Below are 19,262 nucleotides of genomic sequence, written 5' to 3'. Positions count from 1 at the left end.
GGGCAGTGGAATCGAGTGACGGAGCATCGTGGCCGCCGCGGCGGCGGGGCGAACAGGGGGAATGACCATGAGTACGCAGTGCCAGCGCCCCGCGTGCGAGGGCAGCTACGAGGACATGGGCGGCGGTGAGCTGTACTGCGACACCTGCGGTCTGGCCCCGGTCGTCTCGCCGAACGGGATGGTGAGCTCGCCGCCCACCGGCATCGCGGGCGGCGGCAAGGCGGGCAGGGGCAGCAACAGCACCTCGGTCCGCAGCAGTTCGCAGGCGTCGTCGAGGGCGTCCTCGCGCTCCTCGTCCCGCTCCTCCACGTCCCGGCGTTCGGTGTCCGGGCGGCTGTCCCGGGCCCTGTCGGGCAGCACCACCTCGCGTTCGGTCTCGGTGCGTTCCTCGGCCAAGTCGACCAACGCCTCGGGCCGCAACCGGCTGGGGGCCGGCCTGGTGCTCGTCCCGGACGTGCCGCGTCCCGATCCGCGTACGGCGGTGATGGAGAACCCGGAGGTCTCCGAGCGCAAGCGGTTCTGTTCGCGTTCGGACTGCGGGGCGCCGGTGGGCCGGTCCCGGGGCGACCGGGCGGGGCGTACGGAGGGGTTCTGCACCAAGTGCGGCCACCCGTACTCCTTCGTGCCGAAGCTGCAGGCGGGCGACATCGTCCACGGGCAGTACGAGGTCGCGGGCTGTCTGGCGCACGGCGGGCTCGGCTGGGTCTACCTCGCGGTGGACCGCGCGGTCTCCGACCGCTGGGTGGTGCTCAAGGGCCTGCTCGACACGGGCGACCAGGACGCCATGGCGGCGGCCATCTCGGAGCGCCGGTTCCTTGCCGAGATCGAGCACTCCAACATCGTCCGGATCTACAACTTCGTCGAGCACCTCGACCAGCGCACGGGCTCGCTCGACGGCTACATCGTCATGGAGTACGTCGGCGGCAAGGCGCTCAAGGAGATCGCCAACGAGCGCCGCACGGCGTCCGGAAAGCGCGATCCGCTGCCGGTGGAGCAGGCGTGCGCGTTCGGCATCGAGGCGCTGGAGGCGCTGGGCCATCTGCACAGCCGCAACCTGCTGTACTGCGACTTCAAGGTCGACAACGCCATCCAGACCGAGGACCAGCTCAAGCTGATCGACATGGGCGCGGTGCGCAGGATGGACGACGACGAGTCGGCCATCTACGGCACGGTGGGCTACCAGGCGCCCGAGGTCGCGGAGGTCGGCCCCTCGGTCGCCTCCGACCTGTACACGGTGGCGCGGACGCTGGCCGTGCTCACCTTCGACTTCCAGGGGTACACGAACGTCTTCGTGGACTCGCTGCCGGACCCGGACAACATCGAGGTCTTCCGGCAGTACGAGTCGTTCTACCGGCTTCTCGTCCGGGCCACCGACCCCGATCCGGCACGGCGGTTCGCCTCCGCGTCGGAGATGGCGGAGCAGCTGACGGGTGTGCTGCGAGAGGTGGTGTCGCTCCAGACGGGGCGGCCGCGTCCGGCGCTGTCGACGCTGTTCGGCGCGGAGCTGCGGGTCACCGACACGGAGCTGTTCGCCGCGCAGAGCGGTGAGGTCTCGCGCCTGGGGGCGCGGGCGCCCGAGTCCGGCTTCCTGGGACGCCGGCGCGGCGGTGGCCCCGCTCCGGTGACCGGGCAGCCCGCTCCGCCCGCTGCGGTGGCCCCGCCCGGGGGGACGCCGGGAGCGCTGCCCGCCGGCCCGCCGCCCGCGTTCGCCGCCGGGGCGGGCCCGCTGCCCGCCACCTCCACCCATGTCCGCTCCCCCGGCACCCCCGGGCCGTACGCGCAGGCACCGGCGGCCATTCCGGCCCCCCGGACCCCGCTCGCGGCCCCCGGCACCGCGCCGGGGACGTACAGCGGGCCGGGTCCCCGGCTGGCCGGGCTCGATGTGCGGGCGACCGCGCTCGCGCTGCCGGTCCCCCGGGTCGACGCGAACGACCCCAACGCGGGCTTCCTCGCGGGCGTGATGGCCTCGGCGCCCGCCGAGCTGATCGCGGCCCTGCAGGCGGTGCCCGCCGCCTCGCTGGAGACCCGGCTGCGTGAGCTGCGGGCCTCCCTGGAGATGGCCGACCTCGACGGGGCGGCCACGACCCTGGCGGCGCTGGAGGCGAAGCACCCGGACGACTGGCGCGTCGTCTGGTACCGGGGCCTGACCTCCCTGGTGACCGGCGACAAGGAGAACGCGGCGCTGTCGTTCGACGCGGTCTACGACGCGTTCCCCGGGGAGCCGGCGCCGAAGCTGGCGCTCGGCATCTGCGCGGAGGTCCTGGGCCAGCTGGACAACGCCGCCGAGTACTACCGCCTGGTGTGGCTGACCGACCCGAGCTTCGTGAGCGCGGCGTTCGGCCTGGCCCGGGTGCAGATCGCGGCCGGGGACCGGGGCGCCGCCGTCCGGACCCTGGAGTCCGTGCCGGAGGCCTCGATCCACTACACGGCGGCCCGGGTCGCCGCGGTGCGGGCCCGGCTGCGTGAACGGGCCCCGGACGAGCCCCTGATGACCGATCTGACGGCCGCGTCGGACCAGGTCTCGGGGCTGGCCGCGCTGGGGCTGGACGCGGTGCGCCGGGAGCAGTTGTCGACCGAGGTGCTGGGCACCGCGCTCGACTGGGTACTCTCCGGTAGTCCCTCGGCCCCGCAGCCGGCCGCACCGGCCGGACCGCAGGGCCCGAGGACACTGCTCGGCAGTGAGTTGGACGAGCGCGGCCTGCGGTTCGGGCTCGAGCGTTCGTACCGGATGCTCGCCCGGCTTGCGGAGCCCGGCGACGAGAGGATCGAACTGGTGGAGCGGGCCAACCGTTTCCGCCCCCGAACGTGGGTGTGAACATGTCGCAGAACCACCAGGAGCCGGGCGTGTCGAGGTGTCCCGGCTGCGAGGAGCCGCTGGAGCCGGGCGACCTGTTCTGCGGGGCGTGCGGGTACGACCTGTCGGCCGTGCCCGAGCCGCCGCAGGACCGCCCGACCATCGCCATCACCACCGGCGGGGGCGCCGCCCCGGTCGCCGCCGCGCCCGCGGCGGTCCGCTCCGACGGCCCGGAGGCCTCCGGCGACTTCGAGCTGGCCGCCCCCGGGACGGCCGCTCCGGCGCCCGATCCCCGTACGGCACCCGAACCGGCCGCCGTCCTGCCGCCCGGCACCAAGGTGTGTGTCGCCTGCCGGGCCGGCCGGGTCGACGACGACGGCTACTGCGAGAACTGCGGCCACGCCCAGCCGCGCGAGCGCGACCACATGGAGCAGGAGCTCGGTTCGGTGGCCGCGGTCAGCGACCGGGGCCTGCGCCACCACCGCAACGAGGACTCGTTCGCGGTGTCGGTCACCGCACTGCCGGACGGCTCCCCCGCCGTCGTCGCGATCGTCTGCGACGGCGTCTCGTCGGCCAGCCGGCCGGACGAGGCATCGGCCGCCGCCGCGAGCGCGGCCAACGAGGCGCTGCTCGGCGCGCTGCCGCGCGGCACGCATCCGCAGCAGGCGATGCACGAGGCGATCGTCGCGGCCGCCGAGTCGGTCAACCGGCTCGCGCGGGACGACGGCCAGGGCCAGGAGCGCGATCCGCACCGCCAGCAGAACGCGCCGGCGTGCACCCTGGTCGGCGCGGTCATGGCGGGCGGCCTGCTGGTGGTCGGCTGGGTGGGCGACAGCCGGGTGTACTGGGTGCCCGAGGACCGCTCCACCGCGCCGGCCCGGCTCACCGAGGACGACTCCTGGGCCGCGCAGATGGTCGCGGCCGGCCTGATGAACGAGGCGGAGGCGTACGCGGACGAGCGGGCGCACGCCATCACGGGCTGGCTCGGCGCCGACTCCTACGAACTGGAGCCGCACACCGCGTCGTTCAAACCGGACCGCCCCGGCCTGGTGGTGGTCTGCACGGACGGCCTGTGGAACTACGCGGAGTCCGCCGCCGAGATGGCCGCCGCGGTGCCCGCCGACGCCTACGAACGGCCGCTGCACGGCGCCCAGGTGCTGGTGGGCCACGCCCTGGACGGCGGGGGCCACGACAACGTAACAGTGGCGCTGCTGCCGTTCGCCGTATCACCTCAAGGGGCAGGATCCGCCTACAGCGGCGGGTGAGTCCCGTTCCGCCCCGCACCCGCATTTCCGACGCCTTTGTCCGTACGCCTGTCTTCATCTGACACGTGGAGCCTCAAGGAGCCGATCAGATGGCCAACTTCTCCAAGTCGAACGTGCCGCAGTTCTCCGTCGAGGTGTATCAGAACGAATTTCTTCCCGAGGGCGGCCGTGAGGTCAACGGCATCATCACGGTCACGTCGACCGGCGGCGGCACCACCGGGGGTGTCCCGCTGACGGGTGCGAGCATCGCGCCCACGCTCGCCCCGGGCCGGACGGCCGACGCCGCCGTCGTGATCATGGTCGACTGTTCGGGTTCGATGGACTACCCGCCGACGAAGATGCGCAACGCCCGCGACGCTACGGCGGCAGCCATCGACACCCTGCGCGACGGCACCTCCTTCGCCGTGGTCGGCGGCACGCACGTCGCCAAGGAGGTCTATCCGGGCAACGGCCGGCTCGCGGTGGCCGACGCCGGGACCCGGGCCCAGGCCAAGGAGGCGCTGCGCCGGCTGAGCGCGGGCGGCGGCACGGCGATCGGGACCTGGCTGCGGCTGGCCGACCGGCTGCTGGGCGCCGCCGATGTGGACATCCGGCACGGCATCCTGCTGACGGACGGGCGCAACGAGCACGAGTCCCCGGAGGATCTGCGGGCCGCGCTCGACGCGTGTGCGGGCCGGTTCACCTGTGACGCCCGCGGGGTCGGCACCGACTGGGAAGTGAAAGAGGTCACAGCGATCGCCTCGGCGCTGCTCGGCACGGCCGACATCGTCGCCGACCCGGCGGGGCTGGCCACGGACTTCACGCAGATGATGGAGAACGCGATGGGCAAGGAGGTCGCGGACGTGGCGCTGCGGCTCTGGACCCCGGTCGGCGTGGAGATCAAGTTCGTGAAGCAGGTCGCGCCGACGGTCGCCGAGCTGACCGACCGCCGCACCGAGGCGGGTCCCCGGGCCGGGGACTACCCCACGGGTTCCTGGGGCGACGAGTCCCGCGACTACCACGTGTGCGTCCAGGTGCCGGAGGCCGGCATCGGGCAGGAGATGCTCGCGGCCCGGGTCTCGCTGATCCTTCCGGACCCGGCGGGCGGGGCTCCCCAGACGCTGTCGCAGGGCCTGGTACGGGCGGTCTGGACGGACGACATGGTGGCCTCGACCTCGATCAATCCGCAGGTCGCGCACTACACGGGTCAGGCGGAACTGGCCCAAGTCATCCAACAGGGGCTCGATGCACGCAAGTCGGGAGACTTCGACGGCGCGACGGCCAAACTCGGCCGTGCGGTGCAGCTGGCATCGGCGTCCGGGAACGAGGACACTGCGAAACTGCTTTCGAAGGTGGTAGACGTCGTCGACGCGGCGACAGGTACTGTGCGACTGAAGGCGAAGGTAGCGGATGCGGACGAGATGACACTCGAAACGCGCTCCACGAAGACCGTTCGCGTCAAGAAATAGCCATACTTGACGGCCTCCGGGGCCGGAGAAGGAAAGGGGGAAGCGCCGACATGCCGACCTGCCCGAACGGACACCAGTCGGGTTCCGAAGACTGGTGCGAGGTCTGCGGCCACCGCATGGCCGGGGCGGGCGCGCCTGCGGGCGCAGTTCCCCCGCCGCCACCCCCGCCGCCCGCGCCCGGTTACGGCTACCCGCAGCAGGGCCATGACCCCGACGCGACCGCCCAGGCCGAGCTCTGCCCGCAGTGCCGCACCCCGAGGGAGGCGATGGCGCCGTTCTGCGAGGAGTGCCGCTGGAACTTCCTGACGAATACGGCGACGTCGTACACCCCGCTGGCGCCGCAGCACGGCGGCGGCGGGCCGGTGCCCGGGCTCAATCTGCCGCCGGGCTTCCAGGCCCAGCAGCCGCCGGGCCCGCCGCAGCAGCGCGACCCGTTCGACTACCAGAGCTCCCGCCCGTCCCAGATGAACCGGTCGGCCGAGCCGCTCTCCACCGGCCCCGGGCAGCAGCCCGGCCCGCCGCCGCCCCCGCCGTACCAGGGGCAGCAGGGCCAGCAGGGTCCGCCGCCCCCGCCGCCGTACCAGCAGGGACAGCAGGGCGGTCCGGGCTTCCCGCAGGGGCAGTCCCCGTTCCAGCAGCAGGGCGCGCCGCCCGCCTTCCAGCAGACGGCTCCCCCGGTCTACGAGCAGCCCGGCCCGCCGGCCCCGCCGCAGCCGCAGTCAGGCGGCGACGACTGGCTGCTCTCACCGCCGTCGCAGGCCCAGGGCCCGCAGACGCCGATGCAGCAGCCGCCGTACCCGGGTCAGAACCACGGCCAGAACCAGGGCCAGGCCCCGCAGTCCAACAACTGGACCGCGGTCATCGCCCCGGACCGTGAGTACTTCCTCGCGATGATGCAGCGCAGCGGCCCCGAGGCGACCGGGCTCAACCTGCCCGCGTACTCCCCGGAGCAGCAGCTCCCGCTGACCGGCAGCCAGATCACCATCGGCCGCCGCCGGCACAGCACGGGCGAGTCCCCGGACATCGACCTGTCGGTGCCGCCGGAGGACCCGGGCGTCTCCCATCAGCACGCGGTGCTGGTGCAGCAGCCCGACAGCAGCTGGGCCGTGGTCGACCAGAACTCCACCAACGGCACCACGGTCAACGGCGCCGAGGACCCGATCCAGCCCTACGTCCCCGTACCGCTCCAGGACGGCGACCAGGTGCACGTCGGGGCGTGGACGACGATCACGATCCGCCGGGACTGACGGCGGCGGACAGCGGCGCGGCCGGCGAGAGGGTTTTCCGTCTCTCGCCGGCCGCGCTGTTTGTCCTGACACAGTTCGTGTCACGAATGTCCTTCTGCCGTATTCTGGGCGAATGCGAAAGGCCGAGAGTGGGCAGATGGGGGTCGCCACCGCATTGGTGCGCTCCTCATTCCTGGTGAATGCCGTGTATGCCGCGTCCGGCCGGGAGCACGGAATCACCGCCCAGCAGGGCCAGCTGCTCTGCGTCCTGATGATGAAGCCGTACGGCATGCGCGAGCTGGGCACGGTGCTGGGGCTTGCGAAGTCCAGCCTCACCGGGCTGGTGGACCGCAGCGTCCAGCGCGGCCTGGTGCGCCGCGAACCCGACCCCGAGGACGGCCGCGCGGTCCGGGTCGCGCTGACCGGGGCCGGCGGCATGCTGGCCGAGGAGTTCTACGCGGAGACCTGCCGGCGGGTCGAGGCGCTGGCCGACGGCCTCGACGCCTCCGACCGCGAGCTGCTGACGCGGCTGCTGGGCCGGCTGGTGCTGGAGAACAAGGTGCCGGTGATCTTCATGGAGTCCGACGAGAGCGCCGCCGCCACCGCCCCTTAGCCGCGGCTGATGTTGAAGAGTTCGGCGAACCGGCCGGTGAACAGGTCCGTGCCCTTGTACGCGCTGACGTCCGCCGCCGGCAGCACGGCAGGCCCGTCGGGCGTCGGCACCTGGCCCACTCCGCCGCCGGGTCCCAGCGGCAGCAGGACCGAGGGCAGCGGCGACGGCCGGTAGACCTGCGCGGGCTCCTCCCCGCGCACCTGGGCGAGGATGTTCTGCGCCACCACCTCCGCGTGCTTCATGGCGTATCCGGCCATCTTGGCCTCGGCCAGGTCGGTCAGGTCCCCGAGGGCGTAGATGTGTCCGTGCCCCTCGACGTTGAGCGTGCCGGTGACCGGGACCCGGCCCTGCGGGGTGCGTACGGCGACCGTGCCGTCGGCGAGGTAGTCGCCGTTGGTGCGCACCCCGTAGCAGCGGAACCAGAGGTCGGCGGCGATCTCGTCGCCTTCGGTGGTGGTGACGGTGAACGGCCTGTGCTGCCCGGGCGCGGTGGGCGGCTCCTCGGCCAGTGCGGTGCCGAGCCGCAGTTCCACGCCGAGTCCGGCCAGCTGGCGCAGGAGTTCCTCGCGGAACTCCGGCAGGAAGCCGGGCACCAGTTCCCCGGCCGGGTCGGTGATGATCACCTGCTTGTCGGGCCAGACGGCCTTGATCTCGCCGGCCAGTTCGAGGCCGACCGGTCCGGCGCCGGTGATCAGCACCCGTCCGGCGGCGGCCAGTTCGGCGTGCGCCTCATGGAGCCGCGCCAGCGCCTCGCCGGAGAGGTCGCTGTCCATCTTGGCCGGGAAGGGGTAGTCGGAGCCGGTGGCGAGCACCAGGTAGTCGGCCGCGATCCGCTCTCCCGAGGCCAGGGTGACGCCGCCCGGGTCCACCGCGACGGCCCGCTCGCGCCGGACGGCGCCGCGCTTGAGCAGGGTGTCGTACGGGAAGAAGATGTTGCCCGCCCAGTCGGGCCGGACCAGCGCCCGGAGCGACCCCGCCGCGTGGACGAAGGCGTCCTTGGGGTCGATGAGCACCACATCGGTCTCCTCGTCGAGCGCTTTCGCGACCGCCGCGCCGCCATATCCTCCGCCGACCACCGCCACCGTCGGCCGCTGCTGTCCGTTCGCCATTTTCTTTCCCCATTCCCCTGAACAAGAAATAAGCACCGATAAGCGAGCGAGCCCGTACGGGCGCACATGCGAGCGCGCGACTTCGTTCGCTACACGAACCATACTAGTTCGTGTCACGAACCGTAAAGTGCGAATTCCGCGGATCCCCCCGGGAGCCCCGCGCCGCCCGGCGCGTCTGCGACCATGGACGGGTGACTGAGAATCCGCGCGACACGCTTCAGGAGCAGACCTTCTACGAGCAGGTCGGCGGCGAGGAGACCTTCCGGCGCCTGGTCCACCGCTTCTACCAGGGCGTCGCCGGGGACCCGCTGCTGCGGCCGATGTACCCGGAGGAGGACCTGGGCCCGGCCGAGGAGCGCTTCACGCTGTTCCTCATGCAGTACTGGGGCGGCCCGCGCACCTACAGCGACCAGCGAGGACACCCCCGGCTGCGGATGCGGCACGTGCCGTTCCGGGTGGACCGCGCCGCGCACGACGCCTGGCTGAGCCATATGCGGGTGGCCGTGGACGAACTCGGACTGGCCCCGGAGCACGAGCGCCGGCTCTGGGACTACCTCACCTATGCGGCCGCCTCGATGGTGAACACCGAAGGCTGAGAAGCGGTCGGGGGTGTGCGGAATCCGGTGCTCCGCTGTCGAATAGCGGTCACAATCCCATCAAGGTGCACCCGTAAGCGGTTTCCACGAGCAGCAGCCGTCTGACAGCATCCAGGCAACGCCGGGGGGCGGGTGGGGCGCGATGTGAGTGGTGACTAGGGGGCCAGGTGACGGGGTTCGTCTTTCTGCGGGTGAGGGCGCACCGGCTCCTTCTCGCCGCGGCCGTCCTGGCCGTGCTCCTGACCACCTCCGTCCTGGCGGCGCTCACCGCGTTCTCGGGCTCCATCGGCGATGCCGCGCTGCGCCACACCCTCACCCACCGCTCCGCCGTCCCCGCCGCGCTCGTCGTGTCCGCGCAGGTGGAGCGCGAGGAACGGGCCACCGCCGACGCGGCGGCGCGCAAGGCCGCGCGCGCCACGTTCGACGGCCTTCCGGTGACCGTACGCAAGCTGGAGGCCTCGGGGCCGTACGCGCTGCCACGCGCCCTCCAGGCCCCGGCCGACCGGCGCGGCGACCCCGACCTCACCCACTTCGCCTCGCTGGACCGCAGCCGCATCGCGCTCACCTCCGGCCGGCTGCCCGCCGCCGGTGCCGGGAAGAGCGGCGCCCCGGTCGAGGTCGCCCTTCCCGCGACCGCCGCCGAGGCCCTGGCGCTGAAGCCCGGTGCCCGGCTGAAGGTCACCGACCGGCTCGGCGGCAAGCCGGTGCGGATCCTGGTCACCGGGCTCTACAAGGCCGCCGACCAGGCCGATCCGTACTGGCGGCTGGACGCGCTCGGCGGCCGGGGCATCCGCAAGGTCGTCTTCACCACATACGGCCCGCTGCTCACCGACCCGGCGGTGCTCGGCTCCGGGCGGATCAGCTCGGGCGAGCTGTCCTGGCTGGCCACCGCCGACTTCCGGACCGTCACCACGGACCGGATGGCGGCGCTGCACGACGCGGCGACCGAGGGCCCCAAGGCCCTGCTCGCCACCCCGGAGTTCAAGGACGGGGCCGACGCGCAGACCTCGCTGCCCACCGTGCTCGACCAGGTCGACCGGGCGCTGCTGGTCTCCCGCTCCACGCTGACGATCGTCGCCGTGCAACTGGTGCTGCTCGCCGGTTACGCCCTGCTGCTGGTCGCGCGGCTGCTCAGCAGCGAACGCTCCGGCGAGACCGAACTGCTGCGGGCCCGCGGCGGATCGCGTGCCCGGATCACCTCGCTCGCGGCCGTCTAGGCGCTGCTGCTCGCACTGCCGGCCGCCGTCGTCGCCCCGCTGCTCGCCGGGCCGCTGACCCGGCTGCTGGCCGACCGCAGCGAACTCTCCCGGATCGGGCTCCGGCTCGACTCGGGCGTCACCCCCCAGGTCTGGCTGATCGCCGCCGTCACCGCGCTGGCCTGCGCCCTCGCCGTCGTGGCGCCCGCCCTGGCCGCAAGCGCCGGCGGCCGGCGCGCCGCCCGTACCGCCGCGCTGCCCGCCCCGGTGCGGGCCGGCGCCGACCTCGCGCTGCTGCTGGTCGCGGCGGTGGCGTACTGGCAGCTGGACCGGCAGACCAACGGCTCCGGCGGCGGCGCGCTCAGCGGTGACCGCAAGGGCGAGCTGGGGATCGATCCGCTGCTGGTGGCCGCGCCCGCCCTCGCCCTGCTCGCCGGCACGGTACTGACGCTGCGGCTGCTGCCGCCCGCGGCCCGCCTCGCGGAGCGCCGTGCGGCGGGCGGCCGGGGCCTGGCTACCGCGCCGGCGGGCTGGCAGTTCAGCCGCCGCCCCCTGCGGGGCGCCGGCCCGGTGCTGCTGCTGGTCCTGTCGGTGGCGATGGGCATGCTGGCGATCGGGCAGAGCGCGTCGTGGGACCGTTCGCAGAGCGACCAGGCGGACTTCAGGTCCGGTGCCTCGGTACGGATGGTCGGCGGGGTGAACGCGGACCCGGCCAAGTCCGGCGCGTACCGGAAGCTGCCGGGTGTACGGGAGGCGGCGCCCGCCTTCCGTACGACGACGGATCTCTCGGGCGACCGCACCGCCGAGATCCTCGCGCTCGACACCGCGCACGCCGACGAGGGCATGCTGATGCGCGACGACCTCGGAGAAGGCTCCGCGGACCGGCTGTTCGGGACGCTGGCCCCGCCCCGGACCGCGCGCCCCGGCCTGCTGCTGCCGAAGGACGGCACCCGGCTCCGCTTCGACCTGCGGATCTCCGTGCCCGCCGCGCCCCGCCACACCTCGCCGTCCGGCATGAGCCCGCTGCTCACCGTGCTGCTGGAGGACCGCTACGGCCTCCCGTACCAGGTGGTCGCGGGTTCCGTACCGGTCGACGGGAAGGCGCACCCCTTCGAGATCGGGGTGGCCGCCGCCGGGGAGCTGGCCGTCACCGGGTTCGAGCTGGACGACAAGCAGCCCGTCGACCACGGCGAGGCGCACCGGCTCCGGCTGAGCGGGCTGCGGACCGTGGCGGCGGACGGCACCGAGCGGCCGGTCCCCGTGCCGGGCGGCTTCCGCTGGAAGGCGGCCGTGAGCAGCGACTCGTTCGGCGAGGTGCTTCCCGGGGCGGCCGTCTTCCCGACCGCGTCGGCCGCCGGCCCGCTGGGCCTGGACTACCGGACCGGCCATGTCACCTCCGAGGACGCGGTGTACTCGATCCCCGCGTTCAACGTGCGGATCACCACCGGCCGCCCCAAGGCGCCCCCGGTGAACGCCGTGGCCACGGACGCCTATCTGAAGGCCACCGGCGCGCGGACCGGGCAGAACGTCGATGTCACACTGGCCGGCGAGCGGGTCCGGGTGAAGATCGCGCGGACGGTGCACCGGCTGCCGACGACCGGCCCGGGCGTCTCCTCCGCCACCACCGGGGAGACCCAGCGGGCCCGGGACGGCGGGGCGCTGCTGCTCGACCTCAGGTCGCTGGGCCGGGTCTTCGCCGAACGCCCCAACACCCGGCTGACCGCGACCGAGTGGTGGCTGAGCACCGCCCCGGGCCGCAGCGGCGAGGTCGCCGCCGCGCTGCGCGCACGCCCCGACACCGACCCCGTCCAGGTCCAGGTGCGCGACGAGATCGCCGACGAGCTGGTCAGCGATCCGCTGGGCGCCGGACCGCAGTCCGCGCTGCTCGCGGTCGCGGTCATCGCCGCAGCCCTGGCCGCGGTCGGCTTCGCCGTGGCGGCGGTGGGCTCCCAGCGGGAACGGTCCGCCGAGTTCGCCGTACTGCGGGCACTGGGCACCCCGCGCCATCAGCTGGCCCGGATGACCGCGGCCGAACAGGGCGTCCTGATCGCCCTCGGGCTGCTGGTCGGGGCCGTGCTCGGGGCCGTACTCACCCGGGCGGTCGTGCCGTTGATCGTGCTGACCGGGCAGGCGGCCCAGCCGGTGCCGCCCGTGCTGGTGCAGCTGCCGCCGGGGCAGGTGGCCCTGCTGCTGGCCGGGGTCGCCGTGCTGCCCCTGCTCATCGTCGCCGCACTCGCCCTGCGCCGCGCCGACCCCGCGATATCGCTGCGCCACCAGGGGGACAACTGACATGAGCCCGCGTTCGAGAACCCCCCGCGCCGCAGCCGCCTGCGCCGCCTGCGCGTTCGCCCTGCTGGTGGTGGTGACGGCGTTCCTGGCCGCAGCGTTCCCCCGGTCCGTCGACCGCTACGAGAACCAGGGGCTGCGCCACGACCTCGCCGCCGTCGAACCCCGGCGCAGCGTCCTGGAGCTGAGCGGCCCCCAGCCCGGACTCGAACTGCCGGTGGCGGCACGCGAGGAGGCGGTGCGCCGGGCCGCGATGGCGAGGGTCGACCGCTCCGTGCTGGCCGCGCTGCCCGCTCCGGTACGGCCCGACGCGGCCCAGTCCGCGTACGGCGTCCGCACCGCGAACCCGGTCGCGGCCAAGGAGCCGTGGTTCCCCCGCCCGTACGGTCTCGACCCCGCGCTGACCTACGTCACACAGTCCGGGCTGTCCGACCACGCCACCCTGCGCACGGGCCGGTGGCCGGCCGTCCACGGCCGGGTGACCCTGCGCACCACCGAGGTCGAGGCGGCCGTCACCGAGCAGACCGCGAAGGCGCTGCGGATCAAGACCGGCGCGACCGTCGCCGTCCCGACCCGGGGCGGGGGGACGCTGACGGTACGGATCACCGGCATCGTCACCCCGCTGCGCCCCGAGGCCTCCTACTGGTCGGCCGAACAGCTCCTCCGCACCCCGTCCCTGGTCCCCATCCCCAGCAAGGAGACCCCGCGCTACTACTGGACGGCCGCGCTGCTGCTGCCGCCGGACGCCGGACCGGCCCTGCTCGCCACCACCGGGCAGCCCGAGCTCTACTGGCGCGTCGCACCGGACGGCGCCCGGCTGACCGCGCCGGACGTGCCCCGGCTGCGGACGGCGGTCGCCTCGCTGGAGGGCGGTCCCGGGCTGCTCGGGATGCGGGAGCTGGCCGGGGACACGATCACCGTGACGACCGACCTGGACGAGGTTCTGGCCGCGTACGACGACATGCGCGCGGCGATCGAGCCGGTCGTGACGGTCGCCGCCGTCGGCATCGGAGCCGTCGCCGCCGTCGTGCTGCTGATGACGGGCGGGCTGATCGCCGCACGCCGGCGGGCCGAACTGGCGCTGCTGCGGGCGCGCGGCGGCTCGCTGGCCGGCATCGGGGGCCGGCTGCTCGCCGAGACCGCGGTGACGGCCGTGCCCGCCGGGGCGCTGGGCCTGCTGCTGGCGGTCCTGGCCGTCGGCGAGGCCCGGCCGGGGCCGGCGGTGGCGGGCGCGGCGGCGGTCGTCGTGCTGGTCTGCGCCGCGCTTCCGCTGCGTACGGCCCTGCTGCATCTGCGCCCGCGGCTGCACGGGGCCCGGGACGACGTGGCGACCGCCCGCCCCTCCCGGCGGCGCACCGTCGCCGAACTCACCCTGCTGGTGCTGGCCGTCGGCGCCGTCGCCGCCCTGCGCCGGCGCGGCACGGACAGCGCGGGCGGCACGGATCTGCTGATCAGCTCGGCGCCCGTGCTGGTCGGGCTGATCGCCGCCGTGGTCCTGGTCCGGCTCTATCCGCTGCCGCTGCGGCTCGCCCTGCGCTCCGTGGCCCGGCTGCGCGGCGCGATCGGCTTCCTGGCGCTGGCCCGGGCCGGGCGCTCCCCGGCCTCCGGCACCCTGCCGCTGCTCGCACTGCTGGTCGCGCTGACGACGGCGGCGTTCGGCGGTTCGGTCCTCGCGGGGGTCGCGGGCGCCCGGGACGACGCGGCCGTGCTCACCACCGGCGCCGACGCCCGGGTCAGCGGCCGGGGCGACTCCGTGCCCCTGCCCGACGCCCTGATCCGCGCGGTGGACCGGGTGGACGGGGTACGGGAGGTGGCGCGGATCCAGATCGAGTACGGCGTCCCGCTGCCGGCGCCCGAGAAGGGCTTCGAGGACGCGAAGGGCGCGACCCTGGTCGGCGTCGACCCGGCCACGTACGCCCGGCTCGCCCGCTCCACCGGCCTCGGCGGCTTCCCCGCCGACCGGCTGAAGACCACCGGCGCACAGCCGCCCGAGGGCGAGCTGCCCTCGAAGGACCGGGTCCTGCCGGTCCTCGCCTCGCCGTCCGTCGCCAGGCGGCTCGGTGACCGGCCGCGCGATCTCCAGTCGCTGGCCGGTGACTTCAAGGTGCGGGTGGCCGGGACGGTGGCCCGCACCCCCGCCGTCACCGACAGCTCCTTCCTGATCGTCGACGCCTCCGCCCTCACCCACCGGCAGACCACGACCCTGCTGCTCACGGGCCGGCCGGACGCGAAGGAGCTGCGGGCGGCGGCGGCCGACGCGGGCAAGGACTTCTCCGTGCGGCTGCGCTCCGAGGCGCGTGCGGCGTACGTGGACACCCCCATGCAGAACGGCGCCGAGCGGATCTACACGGCGGCGATCGCGGCCGGCGCGGGGTACGCCCTGCTCGCCGTCCTCCTCTCCCTGCTCCAGACAGCGCCGGAGCGCACCACGCTGCTGGCACGGCTGCGCACCATGGGCCTCACCTCCCGGCAGGGCGGGCGGCTCCTCGGCTTCGAGGCCCTGCCGCAGGCGGTGCTCGCGGCCGTGGGCGGGCTGCTCGTCGGCTGGGCGACCATCGCGCTGCTCGCACCGGGCATCGACCTGGTGCGCCTCGCACTCTCGACCGGCTCCGGCTCCGGCCTGCCGGCCACCGCACCGCTGCGCACCGATCCGTGGTCGCTGGTCCTGCCGGCGGTGGGCGTGATCGTCCTCGCCGCGGCGGTGGCCGGTGTGCAGGCCTGGTGGACCGGCCGCCGCGGATCGATCACCGAACTCAGGGCAGGAGACTCCCGATGACGACGCAGTCGACCGACTCCACACTGGCGGAGCTCGAACAGCGGGCGGCCGCGCGCCGCGACCGCCCTTCGTACGGGCACGACGCGCTGATCGCCTGCGACCGGCTGGTCCGTGTCTTCACCACGGACGGGGTGGAGGTGCAGGCCCTCCAGGGGCTCGATCTGTTGGTCACGGAAGGCGAGTTGCTGGCGCTGGTCGGCGCGTCCGGCAGCGGCAAGTCGACCCTGATGAACATCCTGGCCGGGCTGGACGAGCCCACGGCGGGGGCGGCGAAGGTGGCGGGCTGCGATCTGCTGTCCATGGGCCAGAAGGAACGGCTCCGCTACCGCCGGGACGTCGTCGGATTCGTCTGGCAGCAGACCGCCCGCAATCTCCTCCCCTACCTGACAGCCGCTCAGAACGTCACGCTGCCGATGCAGTTGCGCGGCCGGGGCCGCAGCCGCGACCGGGCCGCGCACGCGGACGCGCTGCTGCGGATGCTGGAGGTCGAGGACTGCCGCGACCGGCGCCCGCAGCAGATGTCGGGCGGCCAGCAGCAGCGGGTGGCGATCGCCGTCTCGCTCGCCAACAACCCCTCGGTGCTGCTCGCCGACGAGCCGACCGGTGAGCTGGACTCCGCCACCGGCGAGCAGGTCTTCGCCGCCTTCCGCCGAGCCAACGAGGAGCTGGGCACGACGATCGTGATCGTCACGCACGACCAGGCGGTGGCCGACGAGGTGAGCCGCACGGTCGCGATCCGGGACGGCCGTACGTCGTTCGAGGTGCTGCGCCGCACGGAGGTGGACGCGGCGACCGGCCAGGAGTCCCAGGTGGCGCGCGAGTACGCGATGCTCGACCGCGCGGGCCGGCTCCAGCTGCCGGCGGACTACACGGAGGCGCTGGGCATGGAGCACCGTGTGATGCTGGAACTGGAGCAGGACCACATCGGCGTCTGGCCGGACGCGCCCCAGCCGGAGTAACCGGCGCGAGGGGCCTTACCCGCCCACGGAGACGGCGAGCGCCCCCAGCCCTCCCGCCGCACCTGCCCGGCGAAGCGCGATGGAGCCGAACGGGGTGCGCAGCCGCAGCCACGCCCCGGCGGACAGCAGCGCGACGGGGAAGTCAGGGGCGGCGCGCAGGAAGCCGAGCGCCTGTGCGGCGTGCACCGCGCGCAGCGGAAGCTCGGTGGTGTCGACGGTCCGCGACCAGATGTCGTGGCCGATGAGATCGCGCTCCGCGCGCGTACGCCGGTCCTCGGGCAGTGCCTCGTCGCGCGCCCGGAACTCCGCGACGGCGGCGGTCAGTGCCGCCCGCAGGGAGACGGGGCCGGGCAGCCCGGGCCGTTCCCGCCAGCCGCCTCGCGGGGGCAGTACCCCAGTCCAGGGCGGGCCGGTCACCGGGGCGGGCAGGGCGCCCGAGCCCGCGGCGGATCCCTCGGGGTCCAGCGTCTCCAGCAGCTCACCGGCCGAGACGGTGACGTCGAAGTCGTGGGTGTCCGCCATCCGCACGGCCCGGATCGCCAGCACGTCGAACGAGGGCGGCCGGCCGAACACGGCGAGCGCGCCGCCGCCGGCCTGCAGCCGGACGGCCGCGGCCCGGTCGTAGTGGAGCAGCCGCCCGAGGAAGGCCGCGAGATCCGCGGCCTCCCTCGCGTCGGCGAACTGCAGCGACTGCACGGGTGCGGTCATGCCGCGGCGGGCTCCTCGGCCAGGTACTCCTGGAGGAAGAGCCGCTCCTCGGCGGAGATCCGCCGGGGGCGCTCCTCGGCCAGGTCGTACGGCACGACGATGGTCGACGCCCGTACGTACACCTGGTCCGGGTCCTTGATCTCGTAGGCGATCGTCAGCGACGCGGCGCCTATCTTCGTGACCCAGGACTCGACGGTCACCGGCGCGTGCCGGTGGACCAGGGGCCGTACGTAGTCGATCTCGTGCCGCGCCACGACGGAACCGCCCGCGAAGGACGGCGAGCCGTCCCCCGGCGCCAGCCGGAACATGAAGTCGATGCGCGCCTCCTCCAGGTAGCGGAGGAAGACCACGTTGTTGACGTGGCCGAAGGCATCCATGTCCGACCAGCGCAGCGGGCAGCTGTAGATATGACGAGCCAAGACGATCAGCCTCGCGTGAGCTTCTTGTACGTGGCGCGGTGCGGGCGGGCCGCGTCCGCGCCGAGACGCTCGACCTTGTTCTTCTCGTACGACTCGAAGTTGCCCTCGAACCAGTACCACTTGGAGTCGCCCTCGTACGCCAGGATGTGCGTGGCGACGCGGTCCAGGAACCAGCGGTCGTGGGAGATGACCACAGCCGCGCCCGGGAACTCCAGCAGCGCGTTCTCGAGCGAGGAAAGGGTCTCGACGTCGAGGTCGTTGGTGGGCTCGTCGAGGAGCAGCAGGTTGCCGCCCTCCTTGAGCGTCAGCGCGAGGTTCAGCCGGTTGCGCTCACCGCCGGAGAGCACACCGGCCGGCTTCTGCTGGTCCGGCCCCTTGAAGCCGAACGCGGAGACATAGGCCCGCGAGGGCATCTCGACCTGGCCGACGTTGATGTAGTCCAGCTCGTCCGAGACGACGGCCCAGAGGGTCTTCTTCGGGTCGATGTTGGCGCGGGACTGGTCGACGTAACTGATCTTGACCGTGTCGCCGACCTTGATGGAGCCGCTGTCCGGCGTCTCCAGGCCCTGGAGCATCTTGAACAGCGTGGTCTTGCCCGCGCCGTTCGGACCGATGACGCCGACGATACCGTTGCGCGGCAGCGTGAACGACAGGTCGTCGATGAGGACCTTGTCGCCGAAGGCCTTCGAGAGGTTCTCGACCTCGACGACGATGGAACCGAGCCGCGGGCCCGGCGGGATCTGGATCTCCTCGAAGTCCAGCTTCCGCATCTTGTCCGCCTCGGCCGCCATCTCCTCGTACCGGGCGAGACGGGCCTTGGACTTGGTCTGCCGCCCCTTGGCGTTGGACCGCACCCACTCCAGCTCTTCCTTGAGCCGCTTGGCGCGCTTCTCGTCCTTGCGGCCCTCGACCTTGAGGCGGGCGGCCTTCTTGTCGAGGTACGTGGAGTAGTTGCCCTCGTACGGAATGGCGCGGCCTCGGTCGAGCTCGAGGATCCACTCGGCGACGTTGTTCAGGAAGTACCGGTCGTGGGTGACGGCGACCACGGCGCCCGCGTACTTCGAGAGGTGCTGCTCCAGCCAGTTCACCGACTCGGCGTCGAGGTGGTTGGTGGGCTCGTCGAGCAGGAGCAGGTCCGGGGCCTCGATGAGCAGCTTGCAGAGCGCGACGCGGCGCTTCTCACCACCGGAGAGGTTCACGACGGGCCAGTCGCCGGGCGGGCAGCCCAGCGCGTCCATGGCCTGCTCCAGCTGAGCGTCCAGGTCCCACGCGTTGGCGTGGTCCAGGTCCTCCTGGAGCTTGCCCATCTCGTCCATGAGCGCGTCGGAGTAGTCGGTCGCCATGAGCTCGGCGACCTCGTTGAACCGCTTGAGCTTGCCCATGATGTCGGCGGCGCCGTCCTGGACGTTCTCCAGCACGGTCTTCGACTCGTCGAGCGCCGGCTCCTGCATGAGGATGCCGACACTGAACCCGGGCGACAGGAAGGCGTCCCCGTTGGACGGCTGCTCCAGGCCCGCCATGATCTTCAGCACCGTGGACTTACCGGCACCGTTGGGCCCCACCACACCGATCTTCGCGCCGGGCAGGAAGCTCAGCGTCACGTCGTCAAGGATGACCTTGTCGCCGTGCGCCTTGCGTGTCTTGCGCATCGTGTAGATGTACTCAGCCAAGAGAAACCGTCCGGCAATCGATGAGTGGGCAGATACACCCCATCTTGCCTGACGGCCACCTCTTGACGGAAACCCGTATCGGCTGGTGGCCGTGACCTGGGGGTTCAGGGGCCGCAGGCGCAGCCGACCTGTCACCGCCTGTAACACTCGGTCACTACTGATACAGACAGCCGCTTTCCCACCTGGCATTCTGCACC

12 protein-coding genes and 1 pseudogene are annotated in these 19,262 nt (G+C 73.3%); 9 read left to right on the top strand and 4 right to left on the bottom strand.

All coding sequences use genetic code 11. The annotated features are described in order from the left end of the window. Positions 1-67 precede the first annotated feature (67 nt). The 5 genes from RLT58_RS23895 (at position 68) to RLT58_RS23875 (ending at position 7,346) form a co-directional block, all read left to right on the top strand. Positions 68-2,815 carry a serine/threonine-protein kinase gene (locus RLT58_RS23895; protein WP_311312414.1) on the top strand — a complete coding sequence of 916 codons (2,748 nt, stop codon included), beginning with the start codon at positions 68-70 and terminating at the stop codon, positions 2,813-2,815. After that, complete coding sequence (locus tag RLT58_RS23890) at positions 2,812-4,059, top strand: PP2C family protein-serine/threonine phosphatase (protein ID WP_311312413.1); 1,248 nt, start codon at positions 2,812-2,814, stop codon at positions 4,057-4,059. Before RLT58_RS23895 ends, RLT58_RS23890 begins: the two co-directional genes overlap by 4 nt. Before the next feature lie 89 nt (positions 4,060-4,148). After that, complete coding sequence (locus RLT58_RS23885; protein WP_311312412.1) at positions 4,149-5,507, top strand: vWA domain-containing protein; 1,359 nt, start codon at positions 4,149-4,151, stop codon at positions 5,505-5,507. 50 nt (positions 5,508-5,557) lie between these two features. Next, positions 5,558-6,754, top strand: a complete 1,197-nt coding sequence (locus tag RLT58_RS23880) for an FHA domain-containing protein (protein ID WP_311312411.1) — start codon at positions 5,558-5,560, stop codon at positions 6,752-6,754. Between the two features lie 136 nt (positions 6,755-6,890). After that, the gene (locus tag RLT58_RS23875) at positions 6,891-7,346 is read left to right on the top strand and encodes a MarR family winged helix-turn-helix transcriptional regulator (protein WP_311314625.1); all 456 of its coding nucleotides are present in this window, start codon (positions 6,891-6,893) and stop codon (positions 7,344-7,346) included. Here the strand turns inward: RLT58_RS23875 and RLT58_RS23870 are convergent. Further along, complete coding sequence (locus RLT58_RS23870; RefSeq protein WP_311312410.1) at positions 7,343-8,455, bottom strand: NAD(P)/FAD-dependent oxidoreductase; 1,113 nt, start codon at positions 8,453-8,455, stop codon at positions 7,343-7,345. The two genes, RLT58_RS23875 and RLT58_RS23870, sit on opposite strands and share 4 nt — an antisense overlap. A gap of 191 nt (positions 8,456-8,646) precedes the next feature. Here RLT58_RS23870 and RLT58_RS23865 point away from each other — a divergent pair, with 191 nt between their 5' ends. The 4 genes and pseudogenes from RLT58_RS23865 (at position 8,647) to RLT58_RS23850 (ending at position 16,268) form a co-directional block, all read left to right on the top strand. Next, entirely contained in the window at positions 8,647-9,051 is a 405-nt protein-coding gene (locus RLT58_RS23865; RefSeq protein ID WP_311312409.1) for a globin, read from the top strand. A 167-nt stretch (positions 9,052-9,218) separates the two neighbouring features. Continuing rightward, positions 9,219-12,536 (top strand): annotated as a pseudogene (locus RLT58_RS23860) (ABC transporter permease). A gap of 1 nt (position 12,537) precedes the next feature. Next, on the top strand, positions 12,538-15,309 hold the full coding sequence (locus RLT58_RS23855) for an FtsX-like permease family protein (protein WP_311312408.1): 2,772 nt from the start codon (positions 12,538-12,540) through the stop codon (positions 15,307-15,309). Next, complete coding sequence (locus tag RLT58_RS23850; RefSeq protein WP_311312407.1) at positions 15,306-16,268, top strand: ABC transporter ATP-binding protein; 963 nt, start codon at positions 15,306-15,308, stop codon at positions 16,266-16,268. The genes RLT58_RS23855 and RLT58_RS23850 overlap by 4 nt, the downstream gene beginning before the upstream one ends. Positions 16,269-16,283: 15 nt before the next feature. On the opposite strand, the gene RLT58_RS23845 is transcribed toward RLT58_RS23850, so the two are convergent. From RLT58_RS23845 to ettA, 3 genes are read right to left on the bottom strand one after another with little or no spacing between them, the layout of a single operon-like run. Further along, on the bottom strand, positions 16,284-16,976 hold the full coding sequence (locus tag RLT58_RS23845) for a DUF8010 domain-containing protein (protein WP_311312406.1): 693 nt from the start codon (positions 16,974-16,976) through the stop codon (positions 16,284-16,286). Next, positions 16,973-17,395: an acyl-CoA thioesterase gene (locus tag RLT58_RS23840; protein WP_399131674.1), complete on the bottom strand. Its 423-nt coding sequence runs from the start codon at positions 17,393-17,395 to the stop codon at positions 16,973-16,975. Before RLT58_RS23840 ends, RLT58_RS23845 begins: the two co-directional genes overlap by 4 nt. Positions 17,396-17,400: 5 nt before the next feature. Further along, complete coding sequence (gene ettA / locus RLT58_RS23835) at positions 17,401-19,065, bottom strand: energy-dependent translational throttle protein EttA (protein ID WP_311312405.1); 1,665 nt, start codon at positions 19,063-19,065, stop codon at positions 17,401-17,403. Positions 19,066-19,262: the final 197 nt, after the last annotated feature.

The organism is Streptomyces sp. ITFR-16, assembly GCF_031844705.1.
In the GTDB taxonomy this organism is placed as follows: Bacteria; Actinomycetota; Actinomycetes; order Streptomycetales; family Streptomycetaceae; genus Streptomyces.
The sequence above is the reverse complement of the archived record's forward strand: the minus strand, read 5'-3'. Positions and strand labels throughout refer to the sequence as shown.

Coding starts and splice junctions, on each gene's coding strand:
- RLT58_RS23895 (WP_311312414.1), top strand. CDS start 68: ATGAGTACGCAGTGCCAGCGCCCCGCGTGCGAGGGCAGCTACGAGGAC.
- RLT58_RS23870 (WP_311312410.1), bottom strand. CDS start 8,455: ATGGCGAACGGACAGCAGCGGCCGACGGTGGCGGTGGTCGGCGGAGGA.
- RLT58_RS23880 (WP_311312411.1), top strand. CDS start 5,558: ATGCCGACCTGCCCGAACGGACACCAGTCGGGTTCCGAAGACTGGTGC.
- RLT58_RS23845 (WP_311312406.1), bottom strand. CDS start 16,976: ATGACCGCACCCGTGCAGTCGCTGCAGTTCGCCGACGCGAGGGAGGCC.
- RLT58_RS23875 (WP_311314625.1), top strand. CDS start 6,891: ATGGGGGTCGCCACCGCATTGGTGCGCTCCTCATTCCTGGTGAATGCC.
- RLT58_RS23855 (WP_311312408.1), top strand. CDS start 12,538: ATGAGCCCGCGTTCGAGAACCCCCCGCGCCGCAGCCGCCTGCGCCGCC.
- RLT58_RS23885 (WP_311312412.1), top strand. CDS start 4,149: ATGGCCAACTTCTCCAAGTCGAACGTGCCGCAGTTCTCCGTCGAGGTG.
- RLT58_RS23850 (WP_311312407.1), top strand. CDS start 15,306: ATGACGACGCAGTCGACCGACTCCACACTGGCGGAGCTCGAACAGCGG.